Source organism: Neobacillus drentensis, from assembly GCF_036966985.1.
GTDB lineage: Bacteria > Bacillota > Bacilli > Bacillales > Cytobacillaceae > Neobacillus > Neobacillus drentensis_E.
This window is the reverse complement of record NZ_JBALSN010000524.1, coordinates 1-1,900: the sequence shown is the minus strand read 5'-3', so window position 1 is coordinate 1,900 and position 1,900 is coordinate 1. Positions and strand designations below refer to the sequence as shown.

Here is a 1,900-nt window from a genome sequence, read left to right as displayed (position 1 = left end):
ATATGTATCTACTTCAATCACAGCCACCACCGGACCAAAGATTTCTTCTTTTGCAATTCGCGAATTCGCTTTTACATCCGTAAAAATAGCCGGCTGTACATAATATCCTTTTTCGAATTCTCCTGATAATATTTGCTCACCGCCATAGACCAATTCAGCGCCATCTTCTTTACCGAATTCAATATACTTTAAGACATTTTTCAATTGCTTTTCGTTGGCAAGCGGCCCAATTTTCACACCACTTTCAAAACCATTCCCCACTTTTAGTGCGCTTGTTTTTTCAACGAGTTTTTGAACAAATGCCTCTTTTACGCTTTTTAAGACGATAACACGACTTGTTCCTGTACAAGCCTGCCCTGTTAGTGAAAAGCCCCCGTTTACCGTCAAAGTGGCGGCAAGATCGAGATCGGCATCATCCATAACAATAAGCGGATTCTTCCCGCCCAGTTCCATTTGCGTCCGGGTCGTAAAGCCTGCCTTTTTATGAATGTCTTCACCTGCTGCAGTTGAACCTGTAAATGTGACAGCCCTAACAGCTGGATGAGTGACTAACAAATCGCCCACATCTGATGCTTTTCCGGTAACAAAGTTAATTACACCTTTAGGAATTCCCGCTTTATCCAGCGCCTCGACTAGACGAAAAGCGATCAATGGAGTATCAGAGGAAGGTTTAAAAACTACCGTATTCCCCGTGATTAAAGCGGGAGCGATTTTTCGGGCTGGAATAGAAAGTGGAAAGTTCCATGGAGTAATGACACTGACCACTCCGAGTGGTTCTCTTTCCGTTGAAACTTTCATGTTTGCATCATCATTTGGAAAGGTTTCCCCTGTAAAACTTTGCCCTTCTACTGCATAATAGCGGAGCGTTTGCGCAGAACGTAACACTTCATTCTTGGCATCATCGACATGCTTGCCTTCTTCCCTTGTTAACTCTTCGGCCAAAGAGGCAACATTTTGCTCGAGAATACTAGCGGCTTGATTTAAGATAGCTGCACGTTTGGAAGGAGCTGTTAGGGACCAACTAGGAAAAGCATTCTTGGCAGCTTCTATCGCTAGTTGGACATCCTGTTCATTTGAAGCTTGGAATTCACCAACAAGGTCTTCGGTATTTGCCGGGTTCACACTAAAAAATGTTTTCTTGCTAACCGATTCCTGCCATTCTCCATTAATATAATTATTGAATGTCTCTACTTTTGTAGTAATCACTACTATCACCTTTTTTCATTTATTAAATTCCAAATAATTAGTAGAAAATACGATCCTATAAAAATGGCCGTCACTTAAACCTTAAATTACAAGATTAATATGACGGCCGGTAATAGCGCTTCCATTTTTCTATTTACTTTGTTTCAACAAGAGCACCTAAATCTTTTTCAATATACTCTTTCCAAAGTCCATCCATGTACATACGGCGCATTTTTGCTCCTGTACGAACAACTTCTAAGCAGCGTTGTTGTAATTCTGGTGTGTCAGCGTGGTCAAGAACAATTTTGTATCCGCGCTCACCATGGATCTCATCTGAAACGATGTGTAGGTCGAAGAATTCGATTTCTTCATCAGTAAATCCGTATTTTTCACGTAAAGCAGGAGTTTGCTTCCGGTAAATATCAGGTACTTGTGATTCCAATCCAACAACAAGAGCTGCAGTTGCTACAACAAAATTCTCACGTGCTGCTACCGCAAAACACCAGCTTTGAAGACCTAAAGTAGTTGGAGCCATATTGTTAGGATCAATAATTCTTTCTGCAGTCGTACCGCACGCTTCCGCAAATCGAATCAATAAGTCTGTGTGACGATCCGCTGCGATTTCTTCCTCATACATATTTTGTAGAGTGAAATCTTTTGCCGCCGCAAATTTTGGATCTTGTGGAGTATTGTGGTAAATATACGCTAAGTAATC

At 41.3% G+C, this 1,900-nt stretch carries 2 protein-coding genes; both read right to left on the bottom strand.

Annotated features, from left to right (window positions below):
* The coding region (locus tag V7659_RS27130) for an aldehyde dehydrogenase family protein (RefSeq protein WP_335543185.1) at window positions 1-1,206 on the bottom strand (1,206 nt) is incomplete at its 3' end.
* Between the two features lie 133 nt (window positions 1,207-1,339).
* The coding region (locus V7659_RS27125; RefSeq protein WP_335543184.1) for a TenA family transcriptional regulator at window positions 1,340-1,900 on the bottom strand (561 nt) is incomplete at its 5' end.